The sequence below is a fragment of the Pseudomonas sp. HMSC08G10 genome (genome assembly GCF_001808425.1).
GTDB classification, from domain to species: domain Bacteria; phylum Pseudomonadota; class Gammaproteobacteria; order Pseudomonadales; family Pseudomonadaceae; genus Aquipseudomonas; species Aquipseudomonas guariconensis.
Genome location: NZ_KV793302.1, coordinates 57,591 through 70,514 on the forward strand (window position 1 = coordinate 57,591; position 12,924 = coordinate 70,514).

The 12,924-nt window shown below is 64.5% G+C and carries 11 protein-coding genes; 5 read left to right on the plus strand and 6 right to left on the minus strand.

What is annotated here, in order from left to right:
- Positions 1 to 139: 139 nt before the first annotated feature.
- Positions 140 to 2,113, plus strand: a complete 1,974-nt coding sequence (locus HMPREF3173_RS09335; RefSeq protein WP_070572567.1) for a DNA topoisomerase III — start codon at positions 140 to 142, stop codon at positions 2,111 to 2,113.
- 130 nt (positions 2,114 to 2,243) lie between these two features.
- Here the strand turns inward: HMPREF3173_RS09335 and HMPREF3173_RS09340 are convergent, their stop codons facing one another.
- The 3 genes from HMPREF3173_RS09340 to HMPREF3173_RS09350 form a co-directional block, all read right to left on the minus strand.
- Positions 2,244 to 3,341 (minus strand): extracellular solute-binding protein, encoded by a 1,098-nt coding sequence (locus HMPREF3173_RS09340; RefSeq protein WP_070572569.1) that lies wholly within the window; start codon positions 3,339 to 3,341, stop codon positions 2,244 to 2,246.
- A complete protein-coding gene (gene aguA / locus HMPREF3173_RS09345; protein ID WP_070092671.1) occupies positions 3,341 to 4,450 on the minus strand; it encodes an agmatine deiminase in 1,110 nt (369 codons plus the stop codon). The genes HMPREF3173_RS09340 and aguA overlap by 1 nt, the downstream gene beginning before the upstream one ends.
- Positions 4,451 to 4,544: 94 nt before the next feature.
- Positions 4,545 to 5,432 carry a LysR substrate-binding domain-containing protein gene (locus HMPREF3173_RS09350; RefSeq protein WP_043212206.1) on the minus strand — a complete coding sequence of 296 codons (888 nt, stop codon included), beginning with the start codon at positions 5,430 to 5,432 and terminating at the stop codon, positions 4,545 to 4,547.
- A gap of 153 nt (positions 5,433 to 5,585) precedes the next feature.
- Between HMPREF3173_RS09350 and HMPREF3173_RS09355 the strand changes: the two genes are divergently transcribed.
- Both HMPREF3173_RS09355 and HMPREF3173_RS09360 read left to right on the plus strand, forming a co-directional pair.
- Positions 5,586 to 6,875 carry an NAD(P)/FAD-dependent oxidoreductase gene (locus HMPREF3173_RS09355; RefSeq protein WP_070572572.1) on the plus strand — a complete coding sequence of 430 codons (1,290 nt, stop codon included), beginning with the start codon at positions 5,586 to 5,588 and terminating at the stop codon, positions 6,873 to 6,875.
- 176 nt (positions 6,876 to 7,051) lie between these two features.
- Positions 7,052 to 7,825 (plus strand): TSUP family transporter, encoded by a 774-nt coding sequence (locus HMPREF3173_RS09360; protein ID WP_043212203.1) that lies wholly within the window; start codon positions 7,052 to 7,054, stop codon positions 7,823 to 7,825.
- Here the strand turns inward: HMPREF3173_RS09360 and nudC are convergent.
- A complete protein-coding gene (gene nudC, locus HMPREF3173_RS09365) occupies positions 7,799 to 8,629 on the minus strand; it encodes an NAD(+) diphosphatase (RefSeq protein WP_070572574.1) in 831 nt (276 codons plus the stop codon). The two genes, HMPREF3173_RS09360 and nudC, sit on opposite strands and share 27 nt — an antisense overlap.
- A gap of 34 nt (positions 8,630 to 8,663) precedes the next feature.
- Positions 8,664 to 9,476, minus strand: a complete 813-nt coding sequence (locus tag HMPREF3173_RS09370; protein WP_070572577.1) for a crotonase/enoyl-CoA hydratase family protein — start codon at positions 9,474 to 9,476, stop codon at positions 8,664 to 8,666.
- Positions 9,477 to 9,626: 150 nt separating this feature from the next.
- Between HMPREF3173_RS09370 and nhaB the strand changes: the two genes are divergently transcribed.
- A complete protein-coding gene (nhaB, locus tag HMPREF3173_RS09375) occupies positions 9,627 to 11,129 on the plus strand; it encodes a sodium/proton antiporter NhaB (RefSeq protein WP_070572579.1) in 1,503 nt (500 codons plus the stop codon).
- 55 nt (positions 11,130 to 11,184) lie between these two features.
- Here the strand turns inward: nhaB and HMPREF3173_RS09380 are convergent, their stop codons facing one another.
- Positions 11,185 to 11,577 carry a GFA family protein gene (locus tag HMPREF3173_RS09380; RefSeq protein ID WP_070572581.1) on the minus strand — a complete coding sequence of 131 codons (393 nt, stop codon included), beginning with the start codon at positions 11,575 to 11,577 and terminating at the stop codon, positions 11,185 to 11,187.
- 290 nt (positions 11,578 to 11,867) lie between these two features.
- Between HMPREF3173_RS09380 and HMPREF3173_RS24910 the strand changes: the two genes are divergently transcribed.
- Positions 11,868 to 12,924: BCCT family transporter (locus tag HMPREF3173_RS24910; protein WP_256544245.1), on the plus strand; the 1,057-nt coding region annotated here is incomplete at its 3' end.

The following is a 12,924-nucleotide window of genomic DNA, read 5'->3' on the forward strand; positions in this document are numbered from 1 at the left end:
CGGGTTTACCCGCGAACAGTCAAGGAGGACGCTGAAACGCGCCCTGACAAAAAGCTGTATATCCATCCAGACAAAGCTTGCTTCCGCGCCCTGGCTTGCGCATCCTAGCGCCCTCATTTGCGATGAAGCGTTCCCGGCCATGCGCCTGTTCCTCTGCGAAAAACCCTCCCAGGCCAAGGACATCGCCAAAGTCCTCGGCGCCACCCGCAAGGCCGATGGTTGCTGGCAAGGCACCGACGTCTGCGTGACCTGGTGCATCGGCCATCTGCTCGAAACCGCCCCGCCCGACAGCTACGACGAGCGCTACAAGCGCTGGAACCTCGCGGACCTGCCGATCATTCCGGAAAAATGGAAGATGCTGGTCAAGCCCAAGACCGCCAGCCAGTTCAAGGCCGTCAAGCGCCTGCTCGGTGAAGCCCGGGAACTGGTGATCGCCACCGACGCCGACCGTGAAGGCGAGATGATCGCCCGCGAGCTGGTGGAGCATTGTCGCTACCGCGGCCCGATCCAACGCCTGTGGCTCTCGGCCCTGGACGACGCCTCGATCCGCAAGGCCCTGGCCCGCCTGCTGCCAGGGGAGGAGACTTTCAGCCTCTACCATTCGGCCCTCGGCCGTTCCCGCGCCGACTGGTTGATCGGCATGAACATGAGCCGCCTGTTCACACTGCTGGGCCGCCAATCCGGCTACCAGGGCGTGCTGCCGGTGGGCCGGGTACAGACGCCGACCCTGCGCCTGGTGGTCGACCGCGACCGCAGCATCGCTGACTTCGTGCCGGTACCCTATTGGGCCATCGAAGTGCAACTCCAGAGCAGCGGCAGCGTCTTCACCGCCCAATGGCGAGCGCCCGAAGATGCCTGTGACGACCAGGGCCGCTGCCTGAACCCGGCACTGGCCCAGCAGGCCGCCGTTGACATGCAGGCCGCCGGCAGCGCCCAGGTGACCAAGGTGGCCACCGAACGCGTGCGCGAAGCGGCGCCCCTGCCGTTCGACCTGGGCACCCTGCAGGAAGTCTGCTCGAAGAAGCTCGGCCTCGGCGCCCAGGAGACCCTGGATATCGCCCAAGCCCTGTACGAAACCCATAAGTTGATCACCTACCCGCGTAGCGACTGCGGCTACCTGCCGCTCAGCCAGCACGGCGAGGCGCCGATGATCCTGGCTGCCCTGCAACGCGCCGATGCGAGCCTTGCGCCTTTGCAAGCGCACCTGGAGCCCCAGCGCCGCTCGCGGGCCTGGAACGATGCCAAGGTCAGCGCCCACCACGGCATCATCCCCACCGCCGCCGCCAGCGACCCTTCGCGCCTGCCACCCAAGCACAAGGCCGTCTACACCTTGATCCGCGCCCGCTATCTGGCGCAGTTCCTGCCCAATCACGAGTTCGATCGCACCCAGGCCGAATTCGACTGCGCCGGCCACGCCCTGCGCGCGGTAGGCAAGCAGATCGTCGAGCCCGGTTGGCGCCGTGCCCTGCCTGAGGCGCTGACCCCGGCCAAAGGCCGCGAAGCGCCACCGCCTCAGGTGTTGCCAACCTTGAACCAAGGCCAGGCCTGCGCCGTGCATGACCTGCAACTCAAGGACCTGTGGACCCAACCGCCCAAACCCTTCACCGAAGGCGATCTGATCAAGGCAATGAAGAACGTCGCCAAGCTGGTGGACGACCCACTGCTCAAGCAGAAGCTCAAGGAAACCACCGGTATCGGCACCGAGGCCACCCGGGCCAGCATCATCCAGGGCCTGCTCGACCGCGGATACCTGGTCAAGAACGGCAAGGCCCTGTCCGCCACACCGGCTGCCTTCAGCCTGATCGACGCCGTACCCCGCGCCATCGCCGACCCGGGTACCACCGCCATCTGGGAGCAGGCGCTGGACATGGTGCAGAGCGGCGAGATGAGCCTGGAAGAGTTCGTCGCCCGACAATCGGCCTGGATGGGCAAGCTGGTGCAGCGCTGCAGCGGCATGCGCCTGACCATCAGCGGGCCGCCGGTGCCGGCGGGGGGCAAGGGGGCGCCTTGGAAGAAAAAGCGGCGCAGCGGCGGAAAAGGCAAGACTGCTGGCGACAGCGCCAAAACCACGGCTGGCAAGCCGAGGCAACCACGGCGCAAGGCGTCCCGTTGATGCGTCGCCTGTGCCGGCCTTTTCGCGGGTAAACCCGCTCCCACAGGTACAGCAGTGCTATTGAAAGCACCGAAGAACCTTGAGAATGGGTTTACCCGCGAAAGGGCAGGCACAGGCAAACGTCCCTCTGTCAGGTCCCGCTCTTGAGCCGGCTGAACGCCCGGGTCAGCTCCCGGTTGAAGGCTTTGGCATTGTCGTTCTTGCTGTACAACCGCGCCCTCACGTCGGCTGGTGGATAGGTCCCAGGCGCATTGCGGATCTTCGGGTCCACCAGAGCGTCGGCCGCCGTGATCGCGTTGGCATAGTGAATGGTGTCGGTGATTGGCGCGATCACCTCCGGCCGCATCAGGTAGTCCATCAATTTCCACGCCGCCTCCGGATGCGGCGCATCCTTAGGCACCACCAGCGCATCCAGCCAGATCAACGTGCCTTCCTTGGGAATGCTGTAATCCAGCGTGAACGGTTTTCCCGCCTGCTCGGCCTGGGCTTGGGCGATGGCCACGTTGCCGTTCCACGACATTGCCACGCAGGTCTCGCCGTTGGCCAGGTCGTTGATATTGCGGTCGTTGTCGAAATAGCGGATATGCGGACGCACCTTGCGCAGGTGCGCCTCGGCGGTCTTGAGGTCCTCCAGGCGCTGCTGGTTGATGTCCAGCCCCAAGTAGCGCATCGTCGCGGCGAACACCTCGTTAGGGTCGTTGAGGAAACTCACCCCACAATCGGCGAACTTCGCCACAACCTGCGGATCGAGCAGCATCGCCCAGCTGTCGCGCGGCGCATCCTCGAGCCGCGCCGCCACCGCCTGCTCTTGATAGCCCACGCCCGTGGTGCCCCAGGCGTAGGTGCCGGCATAGCGGTTGCCCGGGTCGAACACCGCCATGTGCTGGCGAAACTCCTCGCCGATGCCCGCCAAGTGCGGCAACTTGCTCTTGTCCAGCGGCTGCAGGGCACCGCTGGCAATCGCCCGGCTCAGGTGCTGGCCGGCGCTGAGCACCACGTCGTAGCCACTGCCACCGGTGAGCAACTTGGTCTCGGCGGTTTCCAGGGAGTCGAAGTGGTCGGCCACCACGCGGATGCCGGTCTGCTTCTGGAAGTTGGCCAAGGTGTCCGGGGCGAGGTATTCGCCCCAGATGTAAAGATTGACGGTCGGCTGTTGTGCGTCGGCTGCCTGGGCCGCCGACGCTGCGCAACCCAGGGCGACCGCCAAGACCAGCGGGGCGAGTTTCATCAGCGACCTCCAGCGGCGTATTGCGGCATGGTGATGCAGGCGACGTTGCCGCCACCGAGCAGGATCTCCCGCGAGTTCTCGATACCGATGATGCGATGATCAGGGAACAGCTCGGCCAAGGTGGCCTGCGCCACGCTGTCATTGCGATCACCGAACAGCGGCACGACGATGGCCGAGTTGCCGGCGTAATAATTGATGTAGGAGGCGCAGATCCGGGTGCCGGCCTGGCGCAGGTGGGTGCCGTCGACCTGGTCCAGCCCGGCCGCTTCCTCGGCGGTCCATTCCAGCACCTGGGGCTGTGGCAGCTTGTGTACCTTCAGCTCGCGGCCACGGCTGTCACGGGTGCTGCGCAAAATGTCATAAGCCTCTTGGTAGATCTCCCACTGCGGATCGTTGCGATCATCGGTCCACTGCAACACCACCTCGCCTGGGCGCACGAAGCAGGCCAGGTCGTCGACGTGGCCATCGGTCTCGTCGAACTTGCAGCCACGCGGCAGCCAGATCACCTGCTCGGCGCCCAGGTAATCCTCGAGCCTGCGGGTGACTTCGTCCTTGCCCAGGTGGGCGTTACGGTTGCGGTTGAGCAGGCACTGTTCGGTGGTCAGCAGGCTGCCCTGGCCATCGCTCTGAATGCCACCCAGCTCGGCGATCAGGGGTGCGCGGTAGCGGTCCAGGCCCTCGATTTCGAGCATCTTCTGGGCGATCTGATCGTCTTTGTCCCAAGGATAGTAGAGGCCGCCGTCCAAACCGCCGTAGGCATTGAACTCGAAATCCACACCGCGCACTTCGCCGGTACCGTCATTGACCACGAAGCAGGCGCCACTGTCGCGGAACCAGGTGTCGTTGCAGGTCATCTCCACCACCCGCACATGAGCTGGCAGCAGGCGCCTGGCATTGGCGTATTGGGCGGCGGAGGCGCACACGGTCACCGGTTCGCTGGAGGCGATGGCAGTGACGATGTCGACCCAGACCTTCTGCGCAGGCTTGCCGCCGTTGCGCCACACATCCGGACGCTCCGGCCAGCCGAGCCAGCAGCGCGTCTTGCGCTCGAATTCGCCAGGCAGGCGGAAACCATCGGCCTTGGGGGTGGTGGTGAGCGAACGTGCCATGGGTCAACCTCGTCATCGGTGAGTGATGACTGCACGCTACGCCGCGCGGGCTCAGGCTTCCAACGATGAAAACTTGCCAATAGCTGAATTCAATTCAAGGTTCGGTGATCTGTTCGGTGAACCAGTCGATGAATTCGGCCACCGCGCCCCGCTCCAGGCGCAGGCGCTCACACACCAGCGCGTACTGGCCCTGAGCGGTCACGCTGGCGCTGAACGGGCGCACCAGGCGGCCACTTTGCAGGTCGGCCTGGCAGGTCAGGTTGTCGCCCATCGCCACCCCCTGCCCCAGTACCGCCGCCTCCAGGGCCAGCGCCGCATGGGGGAAGTACAGCTGGCGGGTGGGCAAAGCGTCCTCGGCGTGCGTGGCCAGCCAGGTGGTCCAGGTGCGTCCGTCCTGATCATCGTGCAGCAGACAATGGCGTACCAAGTCCCGTGGGCGCTTGAGCCCGCCTTGGTTGAACAGGCCCGGGCTGCACACGGGGAAGAACTGCAACAGCGGCAACGGGCGTACGAAGTGGGTGCTGGCATCCAGCGCACTGGTGCCGTAGGTGATGGCGATGTCGATATCCAAAGCCGGAGCCCCCGCGTTGATGGGCTGTTCGTGCAGGTGCAAGGTGATGTGCGGATAACGGCTGCTGAAGTCGGCAAGCCGTGCGACCAACCATTTCTGCGCCAGCTCCGCCGTGACCGCGACCCGCAGCACGGCCTGGGAGGCAGGGTCGCGCAGCTCGTCACAGGCCTTGCCGATCAGCTCGAAAGCCTGTTGCAAATGGTGCAGCAGGCGCTCGGCCTCGGTGGTCGGACGCACCTGGCGCCCCGCCCGTTCGAACAGGGCCACGCCAAGCTGATCCTCCAGTTGGCGAATCTGGTGGCTGACCGCGCTGTCGGTCACGCACAGCTCGGCGGCAGCACGGCCAAAGTGGCCATGGCGGGCGGCGCATTCGAACGTGCGCAGGGCAGTCAGGGAAGGCAGACGGCGCATGGAGGTCTTTCCGCGGGTCGAGGTAATCAGAGCCGAATCATATAGGGCATTTTCAGACTCCCGTTAAGCCTTTACCCATGAAGGGGCTGGCGTCGTGAATTTTTTCTGTTACTTTTTCATGAAATTAATAACAACAAATTTCACGAGGCCCGCATGTTCAAGCAGTCCGCGCAGCACGTTGCCAGCTACTACGCCCAGACCTACCCCACCACGATCCCGCTGCGCCCTGCCCTGCAAGGCGCATTGGACACCGACGTGTTGATCATCGGCGCCGGCTTCAGCGGCCTGCACACGGCACTGCGCTTGGCCCTGGCCGGCAAGCGCGTGGTCGTGCTGGAGGCCAGCCGGGTGGCCTGGGCCGCTTCCGGGCGCAACGGTGGCCAGGCGTTGCTGGGCTGGTCCTGTGACATGCCGCCGCTGGAAAAGGCCTTGGGCGTCGAACGCGCCCGGCGCCTCTGGGACAGCATGCGCTGGGCCGCCGAAGAGATGCGCGAGCTGCCGGAACGCCACGGCTTCGACGTGGACTACCGGGTCGGCAGCCTGTGGACGGCAGTGATGCCTCGCCGCGTGAAAATACTCGAAGAAGCCAAGCACGAAGCCGAACGGAAATGGGGCTACGACTGCCTGCGCCTGATCGGCCGTGACGAGCTGCCCGACTGGATCGACAGCCCCCGCTACCAGGCTGCCCTGTACGACCCCAGCGGTGCCCACCTCAACCCCCTCAAGCTGGCCCAGGGCCTGGCCGCCGCCATCGAAGCCGCGGGCGGACAGATCTTCGAGCAAAGCCAGGTGCTCGACTACCACGAAAGCCCGAGCGGCTTCGTCGCCCGAACAGGCCTGGGCGAAGTCCGCAGCCAGGTGCTGGTGTTGGCCTGCAACGCCTACATCGATCGCCTCGACCGCGACCTGTCGCGCCGTCTGCTGCCGGTCGGCTCCTACCAGGTGGCCACCGCGCCCCTGGATCCGGCCATGGCCCGGTCGTTGCTGCCACGCAACAGTTGCGTGATCGACAACCAGTTCGTCCCCGACTACTTCCGCCTCACACCTGACCATCGCCTGCTGTTCGGCGGCGGTTGCACCTACCTCGGAGGCATCCCCAAGGACGTCGCCAGCGCTACGCGCCCCTACCTGGAGCGTGTGTTCCCGCAGCTCGCCGGGGTGAGCCTGGACTACGCCTGGGGCGGTCATCTGGATTGCAGCATCCAGCGCACCCCGGATATCGGCCGACTGGGCCAACGCTACTGGCTGCAGGGCTTCTCGGGGCATGGCGTGCTGCCGACCCTGGCCGCGGCCCGGGCGGTGAGCGATGCGATCCTCGGCGACGAAGACCTGCTGGGACTGTACCAAGGCATCGACAATGGCCGCTTCCCTGGTGGTGAGCTGATGGCCGCGCCCCTGGAGGCGGCGGCGAAGGCCTGGTACCGATTGCGCGACTACGTCTGACCGGAACAGGCAACAGGGATCTGCGGGAGCCGGCGTAGCCGCAAGGAGGCGCTCCCAGATCCCAAGGGCTTTATCTACTCCATGACATGACTGGTATTCCCCGTCCCCGAGGACTACCCTGTACCGCCTCTAGCGCGGCCTTTTGCCGCACTCGCCGCCCTGTCTGTAAAAGCCCCATGCCTTTCGAACTCACCGTAGAACCGCTCACCCTGCTCATCCTCGCCCTGGTCGCCTTCGTGGCCGGTTTCATCGACGCCATCGCTGGCGGCGGGGGGCTGCTCACCACCCCGGCCTTGCTCACCGCCGGCATGCCGCCCCATCTGGTGCTGGGCACCAACAAACTCAGCTCCACCTTCGGCTCGGCCACCGCCAGCTTCACCTACTACCGACGCAAGCTGTTCCACCCCGCGCAGTGGCGCCGGGCGTTGGTCGGTACCTTGGTCGGCGCGCTGCTGGGGGCGCTGGCCGCCCACTACATGCCGGCCGATTGGCTGAACAAGATGCTGCCGGTAATCGTCTTCGCCTGTGGCGTCTACCTGTTGTTCGGCGGGACGCCCAAGGCACCGTTGGATGCTGACGCGCCGATCAAGAAGAAGTGGCAGTTCCCCCAGGGCTTTGGCCTGGGCTTCTATGACGGCGTGGCCGGCCCCGGCACCGGAGCGTTCTGGACGGTCAGTACCCTGCTGCTCTACCCCATCGACCTGGTGCGTGCCAGCGGCGTGGCGCGCAGCATGAACTTCGTCAGCAACATCGCGGCACTGACGGTGTTCATCATTTCCGGGCAGGTGGATTACATCGTCGGCCTGTGCATGGGCCTGTCGGTGATGGTCGGCGCCTTCTTCGGCGCACGCACGGCGATCAGCGGCGGCAGCAAGTTCATCCGCCCGGTGTTCATCGCCGTGGTGCTGGCGTTGACTGTGCGCCTAGTGTGGCAGCACTGGGTCGGGTAGCCCCAGGCGACGCGCCACGTAGAGGTCGATCAGGTAACGGGCGATGGAACGCCCGGCAGGCAGCGGCGGCAGATCGTGCACATTGAACCACTGGGCGTCCTCGATCTCGTCCGGTTGCATGACGATCTCGCCGCCCGCGTACTCGGCATGGAAGCCCAGCATCATCGAGTGCGGGAACGGCCAGCACTGGCTGCCCACGTACTGGATGTTCTTTACCTCCACCGCCACTTCCTCGCGCACCTCCCGCACCAGGCAGTCCTCGGCCGATTCGCCCGGCTCGGCAAAGCCGGCCAGGGTGCTATAGACGCCCGTGACGAAACGCGGCGAGCGCGCCAGCAGCACTTCATCCCCCCGGGTGATCAGCACGATCATGCTCGGCGAGATGCGCGGGTAGCTGCGCAGGTCGCACGGCTGGCAGTACATCGCCCGCTCCCAGCGGATCTGGGTCATCGGCTGGCCGCAACTGCCGCAGAAGCGATGCTCGCGCGCCCAGGTGCCGATCTGCGCGGCATACCCCAAGAGGGTGTAGGTCAGCATGTCGCCTTCGAGCATGAACTGGCGCAGGCCGCGCCAGCTGCAGCCGGACACTTCGGCACTGCCACGCAGCTCGAGCAGGAACACCGGCTGGCCGTCCAGGTGGCCGATGCCATGCTCGCAGAGCACGTCCAGGTCTTGCTCCTTGAGCCAATCGCGGGGGAACAGCGCGCCGTTGTCATCCATCAGGAACCCTTCCGGGCCACGGGCGACGGCCAGGCCGCCGGTGATCTGCGGGTCGAGTACTGCGGTAGTCCAACGTGCTGACATTTCGGGATCCTTAAAAGCGCGTCCCCCGCCCCGGTCAGTCGGCGAAGGTCGGTTTCTGTTTGCTCATGTGCGCCGCCATGGCGACCCGCAGGTCTTCAGACTGCAACATGGCGGCGTTCCAGGTGGCGATGTACTCCAGGCCATCGTCGATGCGATGGTCGCGCATGTAATTGAGCATCTCTTTGGTGCCGCTCACCGCAATCGGCGATTTTTGCGCGATTTGCGCTGCCAAGGCAAAGACTCCTTCCCGCAGTGCGGCCTGGTCGTCGAACACCTGATTGACCAGGCCGATGCGCTGGGCCTCGTGCGCCGCGACATGACGTCCGGTGTAGGCCATTTCGCGCATCACACCGTCGCCGATGATACGCGGCAAACGTTGCAAGGTCCCGACATCGGCGGCCATGCCCATGTCGATTTCCTTGATCGAGAACTGCGCATCGGCACTGCAGTAGCGCATGTCACAAGCCGAGACCAGATCGATCGCACCGCCCAGACAGTAGCCCTGGATCGCTGCCAGCACCGGTTTGCGGCAGTTGTCCACGGCATTGAACGAGGCCTGCAGGCCCAGGATGGTGCGCCGAAGCAGACGCGCATTGCGGCCCACGTCCTTGCCCATTTGCCCGGCCAGCTGAGCCAGCAAGGCCAGGTCGATACCTGCACTGAAGTGCTGGCCCGCGGCGCTCAGCACCACCACGCGCACCGCGTCGGTGTCGTCGATCCATTGGAAGATGTCGATGATTTCCTTCCAGAAGTCGCCGTTCATGGCATTGAGCTTTTCCGGACGGTTGATCTGCACATGGGCAATGTTGTCGGTCAATTCAACCTTGAATGCGCGGTACTCGGTCACGGGCGGTACTCCTGTAGGTAAAAGGTTCACGCGCCGGACTATAACGCACCCTCAAGGCCGTGCTTGTGCCAAAAGCGGGACTGAACGCCTTGCACCTGACGCCCGCATCGGGCACCTTGCGCGACTGCTGAATCAAAAGGATACAAATTCATGTCCCGCTCCCTGACCGGCGCTCTCGCCCACAACTTCCTGGGCCAGTCGCCGCTCTGGTACAAGGCCGTCATCTGCCTGTTCCTCGTGCTCAACCCTGTGCTGCTGACAACCTTCGGCCCGGTGGTCACCGGCTGGGTGCTGGTGATCGAGTTCATCTTCACCCTGGGCATGGCGCTCAAGTGCTACCCGTTGATGCCCGGCGGCTTGCTGCTGATCGAGGCGCTGCTGCTGGAGATGACCACGCCCCAGGCCCTGTATGAAGAGCTGCAGCACAATTTTCCGGTGATCCTGCTGCTGATGTTCATGGTCGCCGGCATTCACTTCATGAAGGAACTGCTGCTGTTCCTGTTCTCCAAGATCCTGCTGGGCGTGCGCTCGAAGGCCATCCTGGCGCTGCTGTTCTGCGTGCTGTCGGCATTCCTGTCGGCGTTTCTCGATGCCTTGACCGTCACGGCGGTGATCATCAGCGCCGCAGTGGGTTTCTATGCGGTCTATCACCGCGTCGCCTCCGGCGCCAACCCGCGCGAGGAGTCCGAGCTCGACAGCGACCACCAGGTGACGCAACTGCACCGTGAAGACCTGGACCAGTTCCGCGCCTTTTTGCGCAGCCTGTTGATGCATGGCGCGGTGGGCACGGCCCTGGGCGGGGTGTGCACCTTGGTGGGCGAGCCGCAGAACCTGCTGATCGGCCATGAGATGGGCTGGCATTTCGCCGACTTCTTCTACAAGGTGGCGCCGGTGTCGATGCCAGTGCTGGCGGCTGGCCTTGTGACGTGCGTGTTGCTGGAGAAGCTGCGGTTGTTCGGTTACGGCACGCTGATGCCCGAGCGCGTGCGCCAGGTGCTGGCCAACTATGCGGCCGAAGACGATGCCGCGCGGACCTCGGCCCAGCGCGTCGCTTTGCTGGTACAGGGGATCGCCGCATTGATCCTGATTGTCTGCCTAGGCCTGCACGTTGCCGAGGTCGGCCTGATCGGCCTACTGGTGATCGTGCTGATCACCGCCTTCACCGGCATCACCGACGAACACCGTCTGGGCCGTGCATTCCAGGACGCCATGCCGTTCACCGCACTGCTGGTGGTGTTCTTCGCGGTGGTCGCGGTGATCCATCAGCAGCAGTTGTTCAGCCCGTTGATCTCTTGGGTGCTGGCCCTGCCGGCCGACCAGCAGCCGGGCATGCTGTACCTGGCCAATGGTTTGCTGTCGGCAATCAGCGACAACGTGTTCGTCGCCACGATCTACATCACCGAGGTCAAGCAGGCGTTTCTCAACGGCGCCATGAGCCGTGAGCATTTCGAGACCCTGGCGGTGGCGATCAACACCGGCACCAACCTGCCCAGCGTGGCCACACCCAATGGGCAGGCGGCATTCCTGTTCCTGCTGACCTCGGCGATCGCACCGCTGGTGCGGTTGTCGTACGGGCGGATGGTATGGATGGCATTGCCCTATACCGTGGTCATGGGCGGGCTGGGCTGGTGGGCGGTGACCTACTGGCTCTGAGCGGCTAGCGCGGGCGAAAGGCGATGGCTTTGCAAGCGAGACTGTCGGGTCGAAATCAGCCCTCGGTACGCCCCGTCCCTTCCCGATCGCCCGTGTAATGTCGGGCGAACGGGAACGCCGGCAACCACGCTTCACGCCGAACGGTCCAACTTTCGTAAGTTGGCGTGAACTGATCTGGCGCATCCAGCGCTCCGAGGTGGACCTCCACCTCATCCCCGCTTCGCGAAAACACCGACGAACCGCAGCGCGGGCAGAAAAACCGTCCGGCATAGTCACCCGTCCGGCCTTCGACCTTCACCGCCTCTTCGGGGAAAATCGCCGACGCGTGAAACAGTGCCCCATGGTGTTTTCGACAATCGAGGCAATGACAAAGCCCCACTCTATAGGGCTGCCCCGAAGCCTCGAAGCGGACCTGGCCGCAAAGGCAACCGCCTGTGAACAGGTGCATACCTGACCTCCTTTGGTCGTGATCTTGACGTCGCTGAAAAGGATAGCCCTGCGAAGATTTCACTAGGTGTTCCGGCTCATCTTCTGGCCAACGGCCAAATCGACAGCCCGCCATGGCGTCGTAACAAGGACGTGCCAGGACGGTCTGGGAATAGGAAGCCCCCTTTGGCCGGCAGGATAATCGCCGCTTGGCGGCTCGGCCTGACCGGGTCGCACGTCGTCGCGTAGCGGCAAGCACAACAACAACAAACCTGCAGCGGCCAGGCACCCACAAAAGGGGCATTACGACACATGGCAAAGGAAGAGAACGTTGAAACACTCGCCCTTGGCGTGACAGATCCTTCGCAGACCGAAGAAGCCAAGAAGGATCGTCACCTCGAAGGCAAGATCGACTGGATTGTCTTCGGCATCACCAGCATCCTCGCAGTCGCATTCGTCATCTGGGGCTTCGTCAGCCAAGCGAGCCTGGCCAAAAGCGCCTCCACCGCCCAGTCGTGGGTCATCGTCAATTTCGGTTGGTTCTTCGTTCTCACCTCGACCTTGTTCGTGGTCTTCGTACTGTGGCTGGCCGCAAGCCGCTATGGAAAAGTCCCGTTGGGGCGCGATGGCGAGGCGCCGGAGTTTCGCACCGTGTCCTGGGTAGCGATGATGTTCAGCGCCGGCATGGGCATCGGTCTGATGTTCTTCGGCGTGGCTGAGCCACTGTCGCATTACGTCTCCCCGCCTCCAGGAACCGCCGTCGGACAAACCAGCGAGGCGATGCAGGTGGCCATGGCCACCACCCTGTTCCACTGGACGCTGCACCCCTGGGCCATGTACGCCATCGTCGGCCTGGTGATCGCCTACGGCACCTTCCGGCGCGGGCGCTCGCAGCTGATTTCCACGGCGTTCCGACCACTGATCGGCCGCCATGCCAACGGCCCCATCGGCCGCGTGATCGACATGATGGCGATCTTCGCCACCTTGTTCGGCTCCGCCGCCTCCCTGGGCCTGGGCGCCCTGCAGATCGCCGGCGGCCTGGAGTACAACGGCTGGATCGAGCATCCCGGCAAAATCTTCTACATCTCGATCATCACCCTGCTGACCGTGGCCTTCGTCGCCTCGGCGGTGTCCGGTATCGGCAAGGGCATCCAGTGGCTGTCCAACACCAATATGGTGCTGGCGTTGGTGCTGGCGCTGTTCACCTTCATGGTCGGCCCGACGCTGCTGATGCTCAACCTGCTGCCGACCTCGATCGGCGTGTACATCAAGATGCTCCCGGAAATGATGGCGCGCACCAGCGCCAGCGGTGGCGAGCAGATGGACAACTGGCTGGCCGGCTGGACCGTGTTCTACTGGGCCTGGTGGA

Excerpts from the sequence above, each read along its gene's own strand:
- HMPREF3173_RS09340 (WP_070572569.1), bottom strand. The coding sequence starts at position 3,341 with ATGAAACTCGCCCCGCTGGTCTTGGCGGTCGCCCTGGGTTGCGCAGCG.
- HMPREF3173_RS09355 (WP_070572572.1), top strand. The coding sequence starts at position 5,586 with ATGTTCAAGCAGTCCGCGCAGCACGTTGCCAGCTACTACGCCCAGACC.
- HMPREF3173_RS09360 (WP_043212203.1), top strand. The coding sequence starts at position 7,052 with ATGCCTTTCGAACTCACCGTAGAACCGCTCACCCTGCTCATCCTCGCC.
- HMPREF3173_RS09350 (WP_043212206.1), bottom strand. The coding sequence starts at position 5,432 with ATGCGCCGTCTGCCTTCCCTGACTGCCCTGCGCACGTTCGAATGCGCC.
- nudC (WP_070572574.1), bottom strand. The coding sequence starts at position 8,629 with ATGTCAGCACGTTGGACTACCGCAGTACTCGACCCGCAGATCACCGGC.
- HMPREF3173_RS09335 (WP_070572567.1), top strand. The coding sequence starts at position 140 with ATGCGCCTGTTCCTCTGCGAAAAACCCTCCCAGGCCAAGGACATCGCC.
- nhaB (WP_070572579.1), top strand. The coding sequence starts at position 9,627 with ATGTCCCGCTCCCTGACCGGCGCTCTCGCCCACAACTTCCTGGGCCAG.
- HMPREF3173_RS09380 (WP_070572581.1), bottom strand. The coding sequence starts at position 11,577 with ATGCACCTGTTCACAGGCGGTTGCCTTTGCGGCCAGGTCCGCTTCGAG.
- aguA (WP_070092671.1), bottom strand. The coding sequence starts at position 4,450 with ATGGCACGTTCGCTCACCACCACCCCCAAGGCCGATGGTTTCCGCCTG.